The sequence below is a fragment of the Echinimonas agarilytica genome (genome assembly GCF_023703465.1).
In the GTDB taxonomy this organism is placed as follows: Bacteria; Pseudomonadota; Gammaproteobacteria; order Enterobacterales; family Neiellaceae; genus Echinimonas; species Echinimonas agarilytica.
In genome coordinates, this window is the sequence record NZ_JAMQGP010000007.1 from 136,622 (window position 1) to 156,002 (window position 19,381).

Consider the following 19,381-nt stretch of genomic DNA (forward strand, 5'->3'; position numbering starts at 1 on the left):
ATCATGATCGACAACAACAATTGCCCCCCCTCTGCAACTGTTGGAATCTGTACTTCAAGAATTGTCGGTGTACAATAGCCCCAAGTTTGGACAACAATCTTTTGTGAACAATCTACCAAAGTAGCTTAATGCGGTTAAAGGTAAGTGTTCAATGAACCGTCGAAGCCCTTATTTCAAATTCTAGCTTTGTGGTTTGGATGAAGTAGGTACATTCACCGCTCAACCCTTTGATTTGCCCAGATGCAGAAAGCTGTGCTTGAATACTGTTAAACCAGAGAGCCGGCTTTTCTTTGATTTCAATTTTCTGGCCGCCATGGTGTACCAAAACAAATGAAAAAAATAATCAAAAATATTGCCCTCATATCATTATCCGCCGTTCTCATTACTGGTTGCCACCCCTCCGACACAAGCCAAATTTCCACCATAGTCCCTCCTCACCAGCCATTTAATTTTGAATACCAAGTGTCTGGAGATCGCACTAAGCGGGTGGTCATCGAGGTTGATAACCCTTCCGAATATGCTTATATAAGCTTGTATAGTGGCGAGCAATTGCTCATCGACCATTTGGATATTCCAACCACCGGACATCAAACCCTTAGCGCTCTGGTCACATTTAAAAATGAAGGTGAAGTTACGCTTCAGATAAGAAGCAATAATGCCAACCTAGCAATTAAAAACCTAAGCTTTGAGCCTTTCAGTGACATTACCGTCCCCACATTTTCCGATATATCAGTGCAAGCAGGGCTCGACAAGATCAGCTCTATTAAGTATGGCGGCCCCACCATTGCAGACATAGACAACGACGGTGACTATGACTTTATCGTCAACAACCATAATGCCGAAAGTAGTAAGCTCTACTGGAATAACGGCAACGGCACTGTGACACGTCATGACTATGATCTTGCCCGCTGGTTTATGCATGATCTTCATGGTACTGCCGCAGGCGATTACGACAATGATGGCCAACTCGATTTGGTGGTCACACAGGGTGGCGGCAACGGTACCAACCCCTCTAAAACCAATTTCTACACCAATAAAAACGGCACGTTGGTGCTGACCACTGGTGACGTGGGTATTGACCGGGGTGGCCGCGGCCGAGGTGCGAAATGGTTAGATATGGATTTAGACGGCGACTTAGACCTGCTGTTGATTAACGAAACAAGCCTCACCCAAAGTAAACCACAACACTTTTTCTATGAAAACTTGGGCGACGGCACTTTCGCCTTTAAATCGGTAGACGGTGTTCAAGATATTCATCAGTCCCGAGTGCTCGTCACCGACTTTAATGGTGATCATATCGATGATTTAGTGATGTATGCTCCCCTTGAACTTTGGCAAGGTAACGGCGACTCAACCTTTACCAATGTGTCTAGTCTGGTGCCAAGCGCGCTAAAAGATACCCGACAAATCTCAGCCATCGTCGATATTGATATCGATAATGATGGTGATCAGGATCTTTATTTAGCCCGCGGCAAAGAGTTTGAAAATGGCAGAGGAGAGAAACCCTGGGCTGATTTTGATCCTATCGGACACGTTATCTCTTATAAAACTAGGGGATTCAAAGGCGTCGATCAGTTTGATTTCAGCGCAGACGACACCATCGAGTTCAACAACTATTATTTCTTGCCTGTTGGTATGTTTCGGAACCGAGAATATCCAATTTTTCTCGGCAGTCAAAAACAGCGCACAGTCCTTTCGTCCGGTGGCGACATGTCAATCGCTGCCGCTACAGCTGCAGGTTGGCCAGATGACATATCCGAAGACGGTATCTACCTCGGCTACCTCGGCAACGGTAAATGGCGCGCGGCGTTAGTCCGAGACGAAATCCGGTTTTGGGGCTTCAAGTTCAGCTTGACTGGCGTGACTAATTTTGAACCCAAGTTTGAGCTACAAAACCGCAACGAAGCTGACTATTTACTCCGCAATGATGGCGACCGCTTCGTCGACGTATCCAACCAGTGGGGCATTATGCCGATGGGTAATTCCCTTGGCGTAACAACCGGTGACTTCAACAACGATACTCACCAAGATCTTTTCGTTTATCGCTGGGGCTTAATCAGCGGCCGTATTTCAGACTATTTGTTACTGAATAATGGCCAAGGGCAATTCGATACAGTCACAATGCATGGTGCAGCCGACGTTGGTGGCCCCGGCAATGGTGATATGGGCCAAGCATTCGATTTTGACCTTGATGGCAAGCTCGACCTACTCAGCGGCAGCGAAGGCGGTGAATGGTACCTTTACCAAAACAACACTAGCGCGGCAGGCAACTACGCCCTCGTTCGAGTAGGGTATTCTCCAGATTCGAACATTGATCCAATATCTGCAGAAGTGGTGATCGAGACCGATACTGGACACTATCGCAAGCGAGTCGGTTCAGCCGGGGCTGTGTTCTCACAAAGTTTGTTGAATATTGTACATTTTGGTCTTGCTGATGCAGAAAGAATCGCCAAAATTTCAGTACGCTGGCGCAATGGTGAAACCGTCGAATTATTCGATAAAGCCGTCAATCAAGTGTTTGACACCGATCGGCTCGATCCACACCTTATCGCATTCGACAAGGTCAGCGATACTATTCGCCACGGCTCCACACAGCAATTGGCCGTGAAGATCAGTCCAGCCAAAGCAGACGCAAGACTGCATTGGCAATCGAACAATGATTCTGTATTAACGGTCGACCAGCAGGGCCGCGTCACTGCGGTAGGTGCAGCCAATGAAACTGCATCCATTGTGGCAACCAGCCCAGCAAATGGCTTAACAGCTCACTCCACTTTAACGATTAATGACTGGTACCCAAAACCGCTGCAGGCCTTTGACATTAGTTCCTCCACTTCAGATTTATTGGTTGGAGACCAGCTAACATTTGATATCAACTGGGTTCCCGATGATGCTGACGATAGGAGTTTAATTTGGCAATCTAGCAACCCAGATGTGATCACAATTGACGCGAAAGGCATTGCCACAGCAGTGGGCAGCGGCACAGCCTCTATTTTGGTTCAAGCCACGTCGAATGAAGCACTCTCGCAACACATTGAGATCAACGTCTCTCCCTACATAGAGCCGCATATCATCATTAAGAACGCGGAGGATCTCAAAGTCATCAATGTGGGCGACACCATTAGTGTGGATATTGACTATCATGCCGGTAGTCGAAACACTGTCATCGCCTCGGATGAAGGCGGTATGCGTTTCTGGTTGCGCCACTTTATGTACAAATGGATCCCCGCTAAAGACATCGTTCATACTGATACGTCAGTGTTACGCACGACAGAAGGCCAGTCATCAATGCGCTTCTCGCTGGACGGATTAACCCCGAGCAACGAGCTGCCAGAAGGTCATTTCTATCAATTGCGCGTCACCTTCGCGAACAGCGAGGGACAAATGGTCGACGCAGCAATAGATGATGTTCAGGTCATAGCAAAGCCAGACTAAGCCCGCAAGACAACAATGAACCCGCTTTCGAAGCAACAAGAGCGGGTTCGTGATTTAGTCATCGCAATAAGCGAAATGAACAATCTGCCCATTCACCAACGAATCTCATACTTTTGAACCGCAAAAGAGCTAATCTGGGTTTCTATATTCACCAATGAAAGACCTTCAGCAGCGAGCTGATCCATATTCGGGCTTAGCACATGCTTCGAACCGTAGATCCCTAAATCCACCCGCAGATCATCCACTAAGAAAATCAAAATGTTCGGCGACCGAGAGTTATCGCTCAGGCGTGTTGCTGGTTCAGCCATTGAGCCACTTTGACTACAAGACTGAAGGCAACATAGCGCCAGCATCGCCCCTGATATTTGTTTAAACATCAAATCTCCTATTCCATTTTTATTTCACATTTACGTTGCACCGAGCAATCGTTTTTATGCCAGTTCTATTGAGGTGAAGCTCCCAATAGAGCTGGCTTTGTGGTGAGTTATTAAGAAAAGGCGTCAGTGCCATAATTTGATACCCCGAATGGACCCAAACCGATAAAAATAACCTTGCTTTTAATGCATTAGCTTGGGACATGATGTGAAAGGGTAAAAATAAGGTGATTGGCAGAGTGAGATAGTTGCTTTAGTTTTTTCAAAGTCAGCCTCAAAAATTTGAACAAATTGGATTTCAAGCTTGTTTGAACACTAAGCGTTCATGAGAGGTACAGCTTACCCAATATACAGTATCGATACTGTCTAAACCGACGAAGCGTTAAGCGTCAATTGGAGCAAGGGGTAGTTGATGAAAAACTTCAAGTACAAGCGCAAAGAAGTTGAATTCTGGAGTATAACCGGCGAAATATTGAGCCAGAATAAGTATTCTGAAACTCATGTACATTCGAGCGGTGGTGGAGGCTATGTTGGAAAAGATGGCGGCCATGTTAGCCCACCCAATGTTCATTCAAATACCATCACAAACCATGAATTTTGGATTAAGAAAAGTGATGGAAGTGAAAAATCAATACAACTTTCGGGTCATGACATACCGCTTCGTCCAGGTCAAAGAATAACGATTATTAGTGCAGGTATGAAAGGAAAGGATTCAGGTTACTATTCTGTATTAGTGAACCATCACGCCAATGAACATTGGTTTTTAAATAAGGCTGAAGCACTCAATAAGCAATTGAAAATCTATCAGGCAACAGGAAAATCGATATTGATAGCGGGCGCATTGTGGTGGGCCATTGCACAAGTGTCAAGCAGGCAGCTGTCTGATATCACAGCGTATTCTTTAAGTGCTGGATACAGTGGTCTATCTACCCTTTTGTCAGCAGATGCTGCAAATAACATTCTCAACCCAATCTGGCGTGCGGTGTCGAATCCTGAGCCAGTGATGTTCGGTTTTTGTGTGGCAGCCGGATTCATTGTGCTCCGTCTGATCATTAAAATACCGCGTATATTGAAAATGCATAAAATGCTTAATTTGCATCTCGAATCTTTAGCTCAAGCTTGTTACAAAAAGGCTTAACAAAAAATTCAACCATAAAAAAGGACCGAGCATTTTGCCGTTCGGTCCTTAATATTCGGCCAAGTACCATACGAGACTTAGCTTATGGTGATCATCATGGATTAGTCGTTGCTATGTAAAGCAGAGTTTAATCCACCCCATGATGTGCCATCGGTAGTAATCGCTTGAACTTCACCGGTTTGACTGTGACGACGGAACAACAACTTAGATTGGCCAGAAAGCTCACGAGCTGAAACCAATGATCCGTCAGGTAACTTCACTTTAGTACCCGCAGTCAAATACAGGCCCGACTCCACAATACAGTCATCGCCCAAAGAGATACCTAAGCCGGCATTCGCACCGAGCAAGTTGCGCTGGCCCATTGAGATGACTTGCGTTCCACCGCCCGAAAGTGTTCCCATAATAGAAGCGCCACCGCCAATGTCAGTGTCTTCTGCAACCACAACCCCCGCACTGATGCGCCCTTCAACCATCGAGTTGCCCAATGTGCCGGCATTAAAGTTTACAAAGCCTTCGTGCATAACCGTGGTACCCGACGCAAGGTGAGCACCTAAACGAACACGGTCAGCATCACCGATGCGAACCCCTTCAGGGATCACGTAGTCAGTCATACGTGGGAATTTGTCGATGGATGTGATGTTCAGTTGCAGAGCGTCTTCAGCGATGGCTTCGCGCAAGTTTTCTACTTCGCTTGGCAAAACTGGCCCCGCAGAAGTCCAAGCTACGTTCGTGAGCAATCCAAAAACGCCGTCTAAATTGATGGTGTGTGGACGGTAAGCACGCTCTGAGATCAGGTGCAGACGCAGGTAAGCCTCTTCTGCGGACTTAGGTGCATCATCAACGGAAGCAATCTCCACCGTGACAAAATCACCTTTGATAATGCCAGCTTTGGCGGCTAAACAGTGACGTGCAATCTCTTTGTTTGATTTTGGGAACCACACATCTAAAGTTGCACCTGTTTTAGCATCGCTATAACAGTGTCCAATACGCTTGATTGTCATAATGCTACTCTTGTTATCGATCAATTTGGAAAATCAGCGCAGTAGTATAGCCGCCTATCAAACAAGTTTTAATCGAAACTTTTAACAAGGACGCAAATTAATGCCGTATGAGACTGTTTTGTTTAGAATCGATTGGCGTGATTAACAAAAAGCTCGGTAAATTGAGAGAACACCAAATCTATATGTGCCTGTTGCGTCGCTTAGGTGGCATCAAGCCCAACCGCAACAGTGCAGAAGTCCTGAGCGTCAACCTGTTCGAACGGAAATGAAATGCCCGACTCAAGCCAGTCAGTGTGACGGCACATTAACAACAGGCTTCCATCTATGGGCGAGTGTTTTTAGTACCTAATTTCAGTTGATAAAATTAAGCCAGTTCCAACTATGAAAGAACTGGCTTGATTACGAAGCTGCATCATTGGGGACATGAACTTAGCCAATTCGTATGTGGCTTACAGCCGCGATATTCGAACACTAATTCCTATGCGCGACTTTGGAATTTTCGATCTTCGGTATTTACTTTAATCCGCTCACCCGTGCTAATGTATTCAGGCACCTGAACAATAAGGCCTGTTGAAAGGGTTGCGGGTTTAGTCCGCGATGTGGCTGAAGCGCCTTTAATTGAAGGGTCTGTTTCAACCACTTCAAGTTCAACACTCATGGGTAACTCTATCGACACCGGCGCCTCATCTACAAGCATTACGAGAATGCCATCAGTGTCTTCATTGATGAACAACACTTCATCGGCAATGTTCTCTTTGTTGAGGTGATAAGGGGTATAGTCTTCTTTGTCCATAAAGACATACTCTTCACCATCGATGTAAGAAAATGTGGCGGCACGTTTAGCAACATCGGCAAAATCGAGCATATCTGAATCTTTAAAAGATTCATCAAACTTTGCCCCACTGACCAAATCGTACATGCGCATGCGGTAAATGCTACCGCCTGCTCGGCCCTGAGGTACCGAGCGTTCGATATCTCTCACGATGCAACTTTTACCCTGAAATATAATGCTTTGATTTTTTTTTATTTCGCTCGCCTTTGGCATGGTCTAATCCTGTAGTTTATTTGCCCAACACCACTGATTTAAAAACACTCAGCGGGATTACAAACGGCTCCATTGGTGAAGCCCAACATTGGTTTATGCGGCAATGATATTGGTTATTCAATATGAGTACCACCCTGCCCGACTTAGCTAGCACTATTTTTATTGGCTTTTAAGGTATCTCACAACCCCCATTAAAAGTGAAAAAACCGAGCCAATGGGCCTAGTTAAGCATGAGTTGTAGCGGTTTAACTTAAAGAGCCTTTGGTAAGACCCCAGAACTCTACACTCTTTCAAGCTTCTGAAAGTACTGCTTTTCATATTCATTTCAAAACTGTCCAGTATATGGCTCTTCATTAATTGTGCTGGGTAGGCGCTCAACCTAACCCTCCAAAATGAAACTTGATGGAGTTCTTGTGCTGGATACACTCCGGCTATGGCCGGAGTGTTTGGGCTAGTTAAACTCGATCTACACGAACACTAGAATGAGTACTTCACACTGGCCTTCGCTGAACGCGGAGCGCCCGGCATTGTCCAAGCTTCAAAATATGAATTTGAGTAATATTCTTCACCTAACAAGTTATCAATATTTAAGTTTAATTCGATATTGTCAGACAGCGATACATTGGCAAATAAGTTGACTAAGGTATAGCTAGGTAAGTCAAAATCTTGTTCAAGGAAATCACCCAATTGCGTGCCAACATATTGAACAACAAAACCACCGTTACCTTTATACGCGCCATATTCTGCAAAATGACGAAGCATGATGTTGCCACTGTGCTCCGGCACGTTACCTAAACGCGCGCCTTCAGGAATTACATACCAATCCCAAAGTGTAATTTCTTTTGAGTTTTGTGCATCAGTAAAAGCATAAGACATTGAAATGACAGTCTCTGGCGTTAGATCATACGACATATCTAACTCAACGCCCTCGCTTTCTGCTTCGCCTATCGCTTCAGTTGTGCCGTCACCATTCGGGCTGCTTGCCAAGATATTCTTTTTTTCAGTGGTGAATATAGCTGCTGAACCACTGAAGCCTAGATCAGACAAATCCCACTTCACCCCAATTTCATATGACTTACTTTCTTCAGGATCGTGACCATTGCCATCTGCACTAACACCTGAATTAGGGCGTGCTCCTTCAGAATAGCTAGCGTAAAGGCGAGCATCATCAGACAAAGAGTAAACTAAACCAAAGCGTGGATTAACATAGGAGTTTGACGTGCTCGTTTTACGATTGTTGTCTAACCGGTAAGTGATGTCTTGCTCGAAATGGTCATAGCGAACACCAAACATGGCTTTCCAATTACTCGAAAGGTCTATTTGATCTTGTATATAAACGCCTTGCCCGCTTTGTTCTTCTACGTCAGACGTATTCTGCTTCATGCTTGGCAAGGTACTGCGGTAAACAGGGTTATCAAAGTCGATAGCATAAGCGTCTGCACCATCACCTTCTTCGCCTGAGTGGCGGTAACGCAATATTAAACGGTCTAGTTCGTATTCGTAAGCATCAGCACCAATCAATAGGTTGTGTGTTAAACCAAATAGCTCGGTAGAGCCACTAAATTCTAAACGCCCTGAAAGATCTTCAGCATCAAAATCGCGGTAGCGACGTTGACGAACCACATAGTTTTCGTCTGGATCGTACCAACGAGCCTCAGTGACACTCCCTTCAAAAGATGAATCGCGGTAGCTAAGCCCTGCGTTAAAGAACCAATCGTTGGACAAGTCGTGTTGAAGTTGCAATTGATGACCAATTGCTTCTATTTCTACCGGGCCATCAGCAGGTTCACCATAAAAGTTAGAATCTGAAAATGGTTTATCTTTGACATAGACCACGCCACGATCCATGTCCGCTTCTTGATCTAGGTATTCAAGCTCATAACTTAGTACCGTGTCAGTATTCACTCGATACAAAAAAGAAGGAGTCAACACAGCCTTTTTCTTTTCAACCGTATCGCGGTAACTTTCCGCATCTTCGTATGCTCCATTCACACGAAATGCAAAGTCTTCTGACAGTGCGTTCGTATAATCGCCTTCTGCTCGGTAAGTGTTAAAGCTTCCCCCAGTAAGCTTAATATATCCATCTTGGTTAAACTGCGGTTTCTTGGTGGTTATATTGACCGTACCACCGGGCTCTCCTCTGCCATAAAGTGCCGAGCTTGGGCCTTTAAGAACTTCAATTAATTCTACGTTTGAAACATCACGATTGCCGCTAAATCCTCTACCCGCACTGAAGCCATTGACTAAGTAAGCCGAAGGTAAGTTTTCATCGCCGGCAAAGCCACGGATTGCAAACATATCCCAAAGGCCACCAAAGTCATTCTGTCGAGTGACGCTGCTAACAAGTGCCAGTGAATCTTGTAGTGTGGTTGTGCCTGTTAATTCAAGCGTTTCAAAATCTACCGTTGCCACGGATTGCGGCAGATCGATCGCTTTTACATTTCCACGATAAGCTTGACGAAGGTTCGTGACCTCAATGACTTCTACGTCATCTTTGGCTGATGTTTCTTTATCTGCAGCATAGGTAACTGCAGGAGCAGACAAAGCGGCCGCAATGCACAGACTTAATAGCTTTATCGGTCGTTTGTTTGTATGGCATTTCATGTTGTTCATTTTCCGTATATTTTTATGTATGTGTGTGTTTTCAAAAGTTAGAAAATTGCGGTAGCTCAGACATTTCATCTAAGTCAAAATCCGATTCGGTAAACAGTAATGGGTAATAGAACAGGCGTAACGCTTGATGATAGTCTCGCACTTTTTGCTCATATCGCATCGCCGCAAGCGTATCCGTTTCGGCAATGGACGACATTAGTCTTTGAGTCAGCATGGGTGGCGAAACGAAAGCGAACAGGCCAGCTAACCTATCTTTTTCAAGCGTAGCTGAGCGGTAAGCCTGTGATAGTGAGTTCGCCTTTTGGTCGCCAACTTGTTGAAAGGCGTAGTACCATTTCCATTCAAATTGAGAGCTCATTTCGGTGTTATCTTTCCATTGAGGATGAACCTTCAAAAACTCATCCCATGTTGCAGCGAATGGCAGATCCCAAGCATCGTTAACCGCTTCACGTTGGGTTAATACGATGTCACCTCCACTTGGGCTGTGAACCATTTCGTCAATTGCCAGGTCACTCACTACCGGCACAAGCACTGTTACAACGAGCCAAATGGAAAGTAACACTGACGCAATTTGAGCAGAGCTTTGCTTTATCGCTAATTTGCTTGCCGAAAATACGAAAGCTAACAGCGCCCAAAATATCAGGTGTCCAATCACCACGAGTACTATTTGAGACATCGAAACCAGCGATACCTGAGTGATTAAGGCGCTGATAATTAAAGGAATCAGCAGCGCGACACCTAATGTAGAACACAAAATGAATGCTCTGGCTATCCACAAACTCTGCTGTCGCCCAGCGGTGGTCACAAGTAAGTCATAACGACCCGCTTCTCGTTCAGCAGAACGCAGATCATGGAGAAGAAAAATGACAAACAGAGGCATTAATACGCTCACAAGGAAAGCGAAATCAAACCGCCCCAAGAATGACAACTCTGGATTTCCAGCATCCGTTTCATATATTTGCCCTTCGATTGCCAACATTCGAACTCGATGTTTCCACGGGTAAATATCACGCTGCCCCATCGCGGAAAAAGCGAACGCCGATGGTGTTGAATAGGTTAAATGAAAACTATAGTAAGCCGCGCTGCCGTAATCAGATTGCTTAGCAAGTACACTTTGCCGATCAATACTGTCTTTTTCTAGCAGGCTTTCAATGGTCGTTATTTGGTGACTTGACTCGTTAATGCCAGACCAAACAGCGAACACAGATAACAAAAAAAGCAATGCAAAAAAGTGCAATTAAGTGGCGCTGTTTAGAAAAAAACTTAGCTTCTCGAGCCACATTGGCAACAAACCTCATTCGCGAATCCTCCGTATTGCAAACTTCAACAAAAGTCCGATTCCAACAGCCCAAAACAGCAACTGAAATACGTGAGGTAAACTCCGAGTTAAGCGCTCTACAGCTGTATCTGGTTTGAATGAAAATGAGGATAAGACCTGCCAGTTTGTTGCATCAATTCGTGCGGCTTTGTTATCAGCTTCACTATTGCTGCGATTCATATCCGTTTGATAGTTAAGAATGTCTCGATGGGCTTTATTAAGCGATTGAACAAAGTCAAACCTAAGGTCTTCAGCTTCACGCAGAAATCTATGGTGTGTTTCTAGGCTTGTACCTGAAATTGTCATCGAAAAAGAACGTATGGCTGTTGTTGGAGTTAGCCAACCAAATTCACGAGAGATTTGCGCTTGAGTTAACTCTTCTTGCATCCGCTTTTCTGCAAATACGTTGAGTACATCCGTTAATTTTTTTTCCGAATATTGTGCAACCGCGCCACGGAAATTAACCGGCAAGTCGTCTATGTTGTCGACTTGGTACTTTGTGAATAGATTTTTCTTGAGCTGTTCAAATGCAGGATCTGCCGCATCATGCCCATCACCTAACTTTCGCAATTCTGCTAGGACGGCAAAATCCGCTTCTAGTTTGCCGGGTGCAGGTGAGATGGCTGCAGCACTGGAGCTACCGATACGCGGCACTAAAATGCAAAACAATATCCACAAGCCCAATAAGATTGCAAAACTTGCACTGTTCTTAGAGCTCAACGTCGACACCGCTAAAACAATGCCGCACCAAATTAAAATATAAAGAAAATAGCCTCCCACAAAGCCACTGGTCACCAGTATTGACTCGCCTTGTAGCATTGCCCATATCGCAGCGATGATTAAGGGTAATAGCATCAATACTGCACTACCGATTAATGCAGCGTATTTGCCCAATAAAAGGTGCCATACATTGACTCCTTGAGTGATCATTATATTAATGGTGCCGGCTTCTTTTTCTCGGGTGACACTGGCATACCCAATCAAAATAATGAAAAGTGGAACGAGCACTTGCAATAAAAAGCTAGGCGTTAAACGACTAAAACGAGTCATGCCCGAAGCTTGGCGCTGATCCGCAAACATCGCGCTGTTTTGCCTGTGCCCTTCTAAAAAAATAGAAGTGCCCGTATAAGGATCAACACCTGGGTCGATAATGCTCAGAGGCGATGGAGTGCGAAACACGTAATGGCCGTAATGCACCATACGGTGGGGGTGTCGGTCAGGTTGGTCTAAAAACTGAGATTCAGAAGCCTGCTGAAGGTGCTCACGTTCATGCGCCGTATGCTGCATACTCACTGAATTCACCATCGCAGCGACAACGGTGAGCAAAGTACCCATTATAATTATAGTGGCCGCAAGTTTAGTCCTGTGCCAATAGCGCCATTCATCGCGCATTATTTGATGGATGACATTCATCGTTTGTGTCTCGCGGAAAAGGCAGAGTGGACTTCCTCTGTGTCAATATTTGACTGCTCACCTCGTTCGAACATGCCGACAATTTTTCCGTTGTCTAACAAGCCAATTCGATGGGCAACCTGACACGCGCCGTAAACATCATGAGTGACCATGAAAACAGTCGTACCTTCAGCTGCTAACGCAGTAATAAGCTGATTGAATTCATCGATTGCATTTGGGTCTAGGCCTGAAGTTGGCTCATCGAGAAACAAGATAGGTGCATCGCGCAGCAGTGCCAGTGCGATCGCTGTTTTTTGGCGCATTCCTTTCGAGTAATTTGACATAGGTTGATGCCACGCTTTTTCTTGCAGCGCAACACGGCTAAACGCTTGTCTTATTTCAGAATCTGATCGTGCGACATTGGCTAGAGATAAAAAGTATTTTATATTTTCTTGTCCGGTTAAATGCCCATATAGCATGACCGACTCAGGTAAATAAGCGACTTTTCGACGAATATTATCAATAGCTTTATTAACTGACAGCCCCTGTACAGAGGCATTACCGCTTGCGGGAGACACTGTGCCTAGCAATGTTTTTAACGTTGTTGATTTTCCCGCACCGTTACCACCGAGCAATGCAAACACCTCCCCTTCACCAACGCAAAAACTGACATCATCTAGCACTGTCTGATTGTTAAAGCGAACACATAATGACGAGGCCACAATTACGTCTTTTTTCATTTATTACTTCTTAGTTATCAATCCATTAAAACCAAACTGGTTCATTTAGATTTATATTACACCCTAAATATTGCGCAATGTTACAACATAACAATACATGTGTGAAACGGTATTAGCGTTCTGGTATATTTTCAGTTAAAGAAGTTCACCGCCCCGAAACGGCTTGAGCCATAGTCAGCAACGCACAACTGGCGATGCAACTGATCATTCTAATGTGGTTAAAACGTGTCCAGCGCAGCACGTAAAATTGCCATATTTCAACCAAAGATGAATCATCTAAGGCACCAACTTTGAGTTGGTTATTGAGTGGCACGTTGCCAAATACAGTCACTCCGAGCATTCCCACCACATAAATTACGGCAGCAATACTCAACATCATCGACTGTTCATTCTGCCAGTTGATCACAGACCAAATAAACAACCCCGAAAACCAAATTGTTGAGCAGAAAAAAATGGGGAGGAACAAAGTAGTCACAATGACATCGTTAATCTTGTTCATGGCTTTCGCCGCTTCCAACGGCGGTAATTCGGCGAGGGATTTCATGATGAAAATGGAAAACGCGAAATAGGTCCCAGCCATCAGTCCGGTTATAACCACAAGCAGTACCATCATAATTGAATTCCTTTGCGCTATTTTAACTGGAGTGCTTCGCGCGCTAACCAGACCCCAGTCGGAAGCGTGGTTTCAACATATTGCAGAAAACTTTTAGCCGGTCGGCCAAGGATCTGCTCTACGGTATGAGTGGTGTTTTCGTTACGACCGTCCAGTACATTGACAAATAATTCGTTGATTAACCAAGCAAGGTCATCGGGTAAGCCCTGCGCTACTGCAACAGTTAAATACTGATCGATATCAGTTGATTGAAAATCAATGTGGCGGTGGGTTGCCTTCGCAATAGCATTGACACAAGTATCAAAAGTCAATAACTCTGGTCCAGTAACCTCCAACAACTGATTTCTAAGGTCATCGCAAGTCAATGCAGCCACTGCAACATCTGCAATATCATTGACATCGATGAATGGTTCTTCAGCCCGAGTCTCGGGCAGCAATAGTTGCCCAGCTTGAATACCATCTAACATGAAGCTTTCGCTGAAGTTTTGCATAAACCAGCTTGCTCGAACCACATTCCATTGCAGCCCGCTATTAATTACGACATCTTCGGCTCGACGAGCCCCTTCTTCTCCGCGCCCAGACAACAGCACGATGTGCTTGACGCCTAACGACTTGGCCAAATCTACAAATGCGCAGATGTCAGATGCAGCGTGCGGCAAAGCAAGATCCGGATAGTACGTTACGTATACACGGCTGACTCCTTTTAGCGCCGCAGACCAACTGTCTCTATCGGTCCAGTCAAAGACGTACTCACTTGCTCTAGATAAACCTCTAGTCGCGTAACCTTGTGCCGCCAGTGTCGCCAAAACTCGGGCTCCGGTTTTGCCGGTAGACCCCACAATTGCTGTTATTTCACTGTTCATCGCCTACCCCTTAGTTTTTGCCTGATGAGAACTAAATGTCTGATTGAATCAGGTAATGGTTAGCAGTGTACAGCGACAAATTTTGATATTTAATGCTTATATATCTATAGTTTTTTGCAGTTCGTCTAATCCAAACGAGTGTTATGACGCCAGAAAATCATCAACGAAGCATTCCGAAATCGACCGATGTACTGGGTGAAACCCTGTATTCACTTCGTCTCAATGGCATTGTTTATGCAAAATCTGAGCTGACAGCGCCTTGGGGTATCGATATGCCACCAATGGCCGGCAAGATGATGTTTCATATCGTAACCCAAGGCCGCTGCTACTTAAGATTGACAGATCATCCCCTTATCGAGCTTCTACCAGGAGATTTAGCCTTATTACCAAAGGGCGAAGGCCATTGCTTTTACTCCGAACCGTCAACAGCCTGTGAATCGTTTTTTGATCTCCCAGTGAAAAAACTGTCTGAACGATTTGAATTAATCCATTACGGCGGCGGAGGCAAAACAACGTTACTCACCTGCGGAGTGCTTAGTTTCGATCACGTGGCAGGGCAAAAACTCATATCGCAGCTCCCTTCTGTCATTCATATGGGCAATGAAAATGGTCAATTACCAAAGTCTTTACAACCCCTATTACAGCTGATGGCTGAAGAGATCGTCTCACTCAAAACAGGAGGGGAAACTGTGACGGCAAACTTAGCCGATATTATCGTCATTAAGGCCATACGTCATTGGATCGAGCAATCTCCAAGCGCAAGTCACGGCTGGTTAGCTGGCCTCAAAGATCCAAAAATAGGTAAGGCTCTAGCCGTCATGCACACCCAACCAGAGTTCACTTGGACAATTGATCGGTTGGCCAATAAAGCAGGAATGTCTCGTTCCGGATTTTCTGCCCGTTTTACCAACGTGATGGGGGTTTCAGCTAAACAATACCTGACCGATTGGCGAATGAACCTTGCCCGAATGAGAATTTTACAGTCTCCCATTTCGCTCATCGATCTAGCAGAAGAGCTGGGTTATAGCTCCGAAGCAGCATTCTCCAGAGCTTATAAACGCGTTTTCGGCGTTCCGCCTTTGCGCCAAAGTCATCGTGCAGTAAGAAGCGAGGATTAAAGTGCCATGAACTAGCGTTGGTTTGCTTTCGCTACGCTCAGTTGTCAAACTGAGCGTAGTCTGATCTTAAATACAGGATATAACCATGTCAGCCAGTCGCACTAAAACCAGCTTCTATCGGCGTTTACTCCTAGCTCACTTGATTGAGCAAGGTGTCAATACCGTTCCAAAGTTAGAAGCAGAAATTGGCATCCCGCGGCGGACAGCGCAAGACACCATTAACGCCATGGCTGATTTAGATATTCAATGCGAATTTGTGGGAGCAAACAAAGATGGCTACTATCGCATCAACCATTGGGGAGCCGTTAATCCCCAATGGGTAAATCAGCAAATCAGTCAAATAAGACAGGTGTTAGGTTACTGCGGATAAATGGTGGACGTTGTTGCGAGCCTGAGCTTTGATAAGACCTCATTCAACAAACACTCCTAAACGACCTTGTCTGCGAGTTGTACCACTACACTCTTTTCAGAGATTAGTTGGAGGGAGAAAGCATTCACTATGCGCAAATCATGACCCGACCGAATGTTTTTGACTACATTGAAGTTGATTCAGGCATCAACCTGACTTAAAGCATCACTATCTACATTTTGCGCTTCTGATCCAGTCTCTGACATCAACTCAGCACATGCATCTTCTGTTGCAGTACAAGCATACTCATAGTGAAACGGGTACCGACAGTTGGTAGCCAGCAAGAGCATTTAATTTCGGAAAAGTATTCGGAAAATCAATTTGGAAGCGATAAATCAAATGACTAAGGTGACCTAACCAATTGATTTTAAATGGTGCCGGGGCCGGACTTGAATTATGATGTTAATCGGTTGATTTTTAGTAAAAATGGCACCATATGGCCTACCTTAATGTAAAGGTAAATGTATACGAATAACTTTTGCAAAATTAGAGAGGCATCACATTAGATGCCTCTAAATCTGCTTTGCAAGCCTGTACAGTGTTTGAACACATTTCGAACTTTATCGATGTAAAGCTTGAAATATGCTCTTAACTCAGAAAGGTCAGCCCAAGCTTGGATATTCGTGAAAGCCAAGTTTGGCTGAAATCGTCTTCCCTGCTTGCTGAAGCAGATCAATATAGTTTTGGAATAAACCGTCTTCAAAACGAACCATTGGAAATGAGATTGAAATGCCCGCAATGGTGTTACCAAAACGGTCATAAATCGGTGCGGCAATGCAGCGCAACCCTGGCTCTTGCTCTTCGTTGTCTTCGCCATAATGCTGCTGGCGTACCGTGTCCATATCTGCGACAAACTCTTCCACGCTGTTAATGGTGCGCTCGGTACGTTTCACAAACCGTGTATCTCGACAAACTTCAGCAATCTCTTCATCTGAGCGTGCTGCCATTAAAATTTTGCCAATGGCAGTGCAATAGACTGGTTTTCGGCTGCCGATTCGGGTTTGCATACAGAGGTTGTAGCTCGAACCATATTTATGAACATAAACAATCGAGTCTGCATCAAGCACCCCCAAGTGCACTGCCTCGTGGGTTTGCTCTGATATCAAACGCATCGGCTCATCAGCGAGCGTTGTCAAATCCACATAATCAAGCGCCGTGGCACCTAATTCAAACAACTTTAGGGTCAACGAATACTTATCATCTTCCCCTTCTTGTGCCACAAAGCCCAACCCTTTCATGGTTTGGAGGAAACGGTATGTGGTGGCTTTCGATGTCATCAGTCGCTGCGATAACTCAGTGACGCCAATGTCCTTTTGCTCCCCAAGCGCCACCAAAATATTAAAAACCTTCAGAACCGAAGAGACGGCTTCAGGTTGTGTTGATTTTTCCATATTTAAATCTTCCACCTCATTCTTTGACGATCATTATACTGAGGAATAACTCATATGAAAGTAATTTCAAAAACCTATTTCATAAAATTAAAAACATCAGCTCTATCCCAACAAAGAAACAATAAACTCTTTTTTGTGAAACGTGGTTTCATTTTTTTATTGTATAATGTTCTTTAATTTTGTATCGTCCCCTCGTAGTTAACAAGAAGACGCTCGTTTTAGCGCTGAAAAATATCTAAAGGACAACCAATGATTCTCAATTCATTTGATTTACAAGGCAAAGTTGCCATTGTTACCGGGTGCGATACTGGCTTAGGCCAAGGTATGGCGCTGAGCTTGGCCCAGGCTGGTTGTGATGTGGTGGGTGTCAACATTGTTGAGCCAACAGAAACTATTGAAAAAATGGCGAAAACAGGTCGCAAGTTTGTCGATATCCGCGCCAACCTTATGAAGCTTGACGATATTCCAGGTATCGTTGAAAAAGCAGTTGCAGAGTTTGGCCGCATTGATGTTTTGGTCAACAATGCTGGCATCATTCGCCGTAATGACGCCTTAGAATTTTCTGAGAAAGACTGGGATGACGTAATGGATATCAACGTCAAATCCGTATTTTTTATGTCCCAAGCTGTTGCCAAGCAATTCATAGCTCAAGGCGAAGGCGGGAAAATCATCAATATCGCATCTATGTTGTCGTTCCAAGGTGGCATTCGCGTGCCTTCCTACACTGCGTCGAAAAGTGGCGTAATGGGTATCACCCGCCTGATGGCAAACGAGTGGGCAGCTCAGGGCATTAACGTCAATGCGATCGCCCCAGGCTATATGGCAACGAACAACACTGCCGCACTGCGTGCCGACAAAGAGCGCAATCAAGCCATCCTCGATCGCATCCCCGCTGATCGCTGGGGCACACCTGAAGATTTAGCCGGCCCTTGCGTTTTCTTAGCCTCTGCGGCATCGAACTACATCAACGGCTACACCATTGCCGTAGATGGCGGATGGCTGGCACGCTAACTCAACCGGTTGAGTGAATGAGATGAATTTCGAATTGTCCTTGGCACAGAGTGTCGGATTGATCAGCTTCGCACTCGGAATCGCTACTTTTTTTCAGCGTCGTACACGTCGGTTGAAAGTAATGATGCTAGTGTTCAATTTGAACCATCTCATTCACTTCCTATTGATGGGTGCTCCGGTATCTGCGTTTGGCGCATTGATATCGGTGTTTCGCACCTATGCCTCTATCTACCTATCTTCGATTTATGTCGCTTTAGCTTTCATGATGACCAATCTCGTTGTTGGCACATGGTTAGCAACATCATGGTTTGATGCGTTTGCAATAGCAGGTTCGATGATAGGTACTTACGCATTATTTATGCTAACGGGAACGGCCATGCGATATGCTTTTCTGCTCGGCTCTACCTGTTGGTTCATTAACAATTTAATCATCGGCTCTATCGGCGGGATACTGCTCGAAGCGACGGTCATTTGCGTCAATTTGGTGACCATCTATCGCCTCAATCGCTGCCAGCAACAACAACTCGCTATGGAACATTAGAGCCAACTGGAGTTAACAATGTTTGTATTTAATCACGATATAAAACTCGAAGATCTGGGTGACGGCATCTCCCGCAAAGTTCTTGCTCATAACGACAACATTATGTCTGTTGAGGTGTTCTTCGAAAAAGGCGCAATTGGCACTATGCACTCGCATCCGCATGAACAGCTGACTTATGTATTGTCCGGTGAGTTCAAGTTTACGGTTGGCGACGAAGTGAAAACCGTCCGAGCTGGCGACACCATTTATAAACAGCCAAACATCATGCACGGCTGTGTCTGTACTCAAGCAGGAACCCTGCTCGATACCTTCACGCCAATGCGCAAAGACTTTGTTGAGTAACATTTACCATTTTACAGGGCATTAAATGCTCACAGGACAA

The 19,381-nt window shown here is 45.0% G+C and carries 17 protein-coding genes; 7 read left to right on the plus strand and 10 right to left on the minus strand.

The window, feature by feature from the left end:
• The first annotated feature begins 330 nt into the window (after window positions 1-330).
• The gene (locus NAF29_RS13685) at window positions 331-3,432 is read left to right on the plus strand and encodes an FG-GAP-like repeat-containing protein (RefSeq protein ID WP_251262199.1); all 3,102 of its coding nucleotides are present in this window, start codon (window positions 331-333) and stop codon (window positions 3,430-3,432) included.
• Between the two features lie 92 nt (window positions 3,433-3,524).
• Here NAF29_RS13685 and NAF29_RS13690 read toward each other — a convergent pair whose 3' ends face one another.
• Window positions 3,525-3,809, minus strand: coding sequence for a hypothetical protein (locus NAF29_RS13690; protein WP_251262200.1), 285 nt, complete (start codon window positions 3,807-3,809; stop codon window positions 3,525-3,527).
• Between the two features lie 409 nt (window positions 3,810-4,218).
• On the opposite strand from NAF29_RS13690, the gene NAF29_RS13695 reads away from it, so the two are divergent.
• The gene (locus tag NAF29_RS13695) at window positions 4,219-4,944 is read left to right on the plus strand and encodes a hypothetical protein (RefSeq protein ID WP_251262201.1); all 726 of its coding nucleotides are present in this window, start codon (window positions 4,219-4,221) and stop codon (window positions 4,942-4,944) included.
• Window positions 4,945-5,045: 101 nt separating this feature from the next.
• Here NAF29_RS13695 and NAF29_RS13700 read toward each other — a convergent pair whose 3' ends face one another.
• From NAF29_RS13700 to NAF29_RS13735, 8 genes are all read right to left on the minus strand, one after another.
• Window positions 5,046-5,945, minus strand: coding sequence for a DapH/DapD/GlmU-related protein (locus NAF29_RS13700; protein WP_285817773.1), 900 nt, complete (start codon window positions 5,943-5,945; stop codon window positions 5,046-5,048).
• Between the two features lie 478 nt (window positions 5,946-6,423).
• A complete protein-coding gene (gene efpL, locus NAF29_RS13705; protein ID WP_251262202.1) occupies window positions 6,424-6,990 on the minus strand; it encodes an elongation factor P-like protein EfpL in 567 nt (188 codons plus the stop codon).
• A gap of 477 nt (window positions 6,991-7,467) precedes the next feature.
• A complete protein-coding gene (locus tag NAF29_RS13710; protein ID WP_251262203.1) occupies window positions 7,468-9,594 on the minus strand; it encodes a TonB-dependent siderophore receptor in 2,127 nt (708 codons plus the stop codon).
• 40 nt (window positions 9,595-9,634) lie between these two features.
• Window positions 9,635-10,807: a DUF3526 domain-containing protein gene (locus NAF29_RS13715; RefSeq protein WP_251262349.1), complete on the minus strand. Its 1,173-nt coding sequence runs from the start codon at window positions 10,805-10,807 to the stop codon at window positions 9,635-9,637.
• Between the two features lie 90 nt (window positions 10,808-10,897).
• Complete coding sequence (locus tag NAF29_RS13720) at window positions 10,898-12,334, minus strand: ABC transporter permease (protein WP_285817775.1); 1,437 nt, start codon at window positions 12,332-12,334, stop codon at window positions 10,898-10,900.
• Window positions 12,331-13,053 (minus strand): ABC transporter ATP-binding protein, encoded by a 723-nt coding sequence (locus NAF29_RS13725; protein ID WP_251262205.1) that lies wholly within the window; start codon window positions 13,051-13,053, stop codon window positions 12,331-12,333. The genes NAF29_RS13720 and NAF29_RS13725 overlap by 4 nt, the downstream gene beginning before the upstream one ends.
• Before the next feature lie 145 nt (window positions 13,054-13,198).
• Window positions 13,199-13,666: an anthrone oxygenase family protein gene (locus tag NAF29_RS13730; protein ID WP_251262206.1), complete on the minus strand. Its 468-nt coding sequence runs from the start codon at window positions 13,664-13,666 to the stop codon at window positions 13,199-13,201.
• A gap of 17 nt (window positions 13,667-13,683) precedes the next feature.
• Window positions 13,684-14,529 carry an NAD(P)H-binding protein gene (locus tag NAF29_RS13735; protein WP_251262207.1) on the minus strand — a complete coding sequence of 282 codons (846 nt, stop codon included), beginning with the start codon at window positions 14,527-14,529 and terminating at the stop codon, window positions 13,684-13,686.
• Between the two features lie 143 nt (window positions 14,530-14,672).
• On the opposite strand from NAF29_RS13735, the gene NAF29_RS13740 reads away from it, so the two are divergent.
• Window positions 14,673-15,647, plus strand: coding sequence for an AraC family transcriptional regulator (locus NAF29_RS13740; RefSeq protein WP_251262208.1), 975 nt, complete (start codon window positions 14,673-14,675; stop codon window positions 15,645-15,647).
• 85 nt (window positions 15,648-15,732) lie between these two features.
• A complete protein-coding gene (locus NAF29_RS13745) occupies window positions 15,733-16,017 on the plus strand; it encodes a helix-turn-helix domain-containing protein (protein ID WP_251262209.1) in 285 nt (94 codons plus the stop codon).
• Between the two features lie 641 nt (window positions 16,018-16,658).
• Here the strand turns inward: NAF29_RS13745 and kdgR are convergent.
• Window positions 16,659-17,447, minus strand: a complete 789-nt coding sequence (gene kdgR / locus NAF29_RS13750) for a DNA-binding transcriptional regulator KdgR (protein ID WP_251262210.1) — start codon at window positions 17,445-17,447, stop codon at window positions 16,659-16,661.
• A 249-nt stretch (window positions 17,448-17,696) separates the two neighbouring features.
• Here kdgR and kduD point away from each other — a divergent pair, with 249 nt between their 5' ends.
• Genes kduD through NAF29_RS13765 form a run of 3 tightly spaced genes read left to right on the plus strand, consistent with a single transcriptional unit; the run spans window position 17,697 to window position 19,341 of the window.
• Window positions 17,697-18,458, plus strand: coding sequence for a 2-dehydro-3-deoxy-D-gluconate 5-dehydrogenase KduD (kduD, locus tag NAF29_RS13755; RefSeq protein WP_251262211.1), 762 nt, complete (start codon window positions 17,697-17,699; stop codon window positions 18,456-18,458).
• A 22-nt stretch (window positions 18,459-18,480) separates the two neighbouring features.
• The gene (locus NAF29_RS13760) at window positions 18,481-18,999 is read left to right on the plus strand and encodes a YgjV family protein (RefSeq protein WP_251262212.1); all 519 of its coding nucleotides are present in this window, start codon (window positions 18,481-18,483) and stop codon (window positions 18,997-18,999) included.
• Window positions 19,000-19,017: 18 nt separating this feature from the next.
• On the plus strand, window positions 19,018-19,341 hold the full coding sequence (locus tag NAF29_RS13765) for a cupin domain-containing protein (protein ID WP_251262213.1): 324 nt from the start codon (window positions 19,018-19,020) through the stop codon (window positions 19,339-19,341).
• The last annotated feature ends 40 nt before the right edge of the window (window positions 19,342-19,381 follow it).

Bases quoted from the DNA above. Each gene is read 5' to 3' on its own strand.
- NAF29_RS13685 (WP_251262199.1), top strand. From the start codon at position 331: ATGAAAAAAATAATCAAAAATATTGCCCTCATATCATTATCCGCCGTT.
- NAF29_RS13690 (WP_251262200.1), bottom strand. From the start codon at position 3,809: ATGTTTAAACAAATATCAGGGGCGATGCTGGCGCTATGTTGCCTTCAG.
- NAF29_RS13695 (WP_251262201.1), top strand. From the start codon at position 4,219: ATGAAAAACTTCAAGTACAAGCGCAAAGAAGTTGAATTCTGGAGTATA.
- NAF29_RS13700 (WP_285817773.1), bottom strand. From the start codon at position 5,945: ATGACAATCAAGCGTATTGGACACTGTTATAGCGATGCTAAAACAGGT.
- efpL (WP_251262202.1), bottom strand. From the start codon at position 6,990: ATGCCAAAGGCGAGCGAAATAAAAAAAAATCAAAGCATTATATTTCAG.
- NAF29_RS13710 (WP_251262203.1), bottom strand. From the start codon at position 9,594: ATGAAATGCCATACAAACAAACGACCGATAAAGCTATTAAGTCTGTGC.
- NAF29_RS13720 (WP_285817775.1), bottom strand. From the start codon at position 12,334: ATGAATGTCATCCATCAAATAATGCGCGATGAATGGCGCTATTGGCAC.
- NAF29_RS13725 (WP_251262205.1), bottom strand. From the start codon at position 13,053: ATGAAAAAAGACGTAATTGTGGCCTCGTCATTATGTGTTCGCTTTAAC.
- NAF29_RS13730 (WP_251262206.1), bottom strand. From the start codon at position 13,666: ATGATGGTACTGCTTGTGGTTATAACCGGACTGATGGCTGGGACCTAT.
- NAF29_RS13735 (WP_251262207.1), bottom strand. From the start codon at position 14,529: ATGAACAGTGAAATAACAGCAATTGTGGGGTCTACCGGCAAAACCGGA.
- NAF29_RS13740 (WP_251262208.1), top strand. From the start codon at position 14,673: ATGACGCCAGAAAATCATCAACGAAGCATTCCGAAATCGACCGATGTA.
- NAF29_RS13745 (WP_251262209.1), top strand. From the start codon at position 15,733: ATGTCAGCCAGTCGCACTAAAACCAGCTTCTATCGGCGTTTACTCCTA.
- kdgR (WP_251262210.1), bottom strand. From the start codon at position 17,447: ATGGAAAAATCAACACAACCTGAAGCCGTCTCTTCGGTTCTGAAGGTT.
- kduD (WP_251262211.1), top strand. From the start codon at position 17,697: ATGATTCTCAATTCATTTGATTTACAAGGCAAAGTTGCCATTGTTACC.
- NAF29_RS13760 (WP_251262212.1), top strand. From the start codon at position 18,481: ATGAATTTCGAATTGTCCTTGGCACAGAGTGTCGGATTGATCAGCTTC.
- NAF29_RS13765 (WP_251262213.1), top strand. From the start codon at position 19,018: ATGTTTGTATTTAATCACGATATAAAACTCGAAGATCTGGGTGACGGC.